At 61.5% G+C, this 475-nt stretch carries 1 protein-coding gene; it reads left to right on the forward strand.

The features are described from left to right. Positions 1–475, forward strand: a 475-nt coding sequence (locus RNC47_RS36475) for an Mce/MlaD family protein (protein ID WP_311605162.1), incomplete at both ends; no start/stop codon positions are given.

A 475-nucleotide genomic window follows, 5' to 3' on the forward strand; every position in this document is an offset into this window, starting at 1 on the left:
GGTCAAACAGATCAAGCTGAACAGCGGCGAAGTCGACGCTGTCCTGGCGCTCAAATCCGGCATCGACATACCGTCGGATCTCGATGCGCAGGTACACAGCCAGAGCGCGGTCGGCGAGCAGCACCTAGCCCTGTTGCCGCGCAACGGGACATCGGCGCCGCTGAAGGCCGGTGATGTCGTCAGCCGTGATCGAAGCTCCGTACCACCGGACATCAACGAGTTGCTCGGCGCGACCAACCGCGGTCTCGAGGTGATTCCGGGTGACAACCTCAAGACCACGATCGATGAGGCGTATCTGGCGTTCGGCGGTCTAGGGCCGGAGCTTTCGCGCTTCATCAACGGGTCCACCCAACTCGCGATCGATGCAAAGAAGAACATCAATGAGCTCACCAACGTGGTCGACAATGTCGGCCCGATTCTGGACACCCAGACCGATACCTCGGATTCGGTGCAGGCCTGGGCAGCGCATCTGGCC

Source organism: Streptomyces millisiae, assembly GCF_031845425.1.
Taxonomy (GTDB): Bacteria; Actinomycetota; Actinomycetes; order Streptomycetales; family Streptomycetaceae; genus Streptomyces; species Streptomyces millisiae.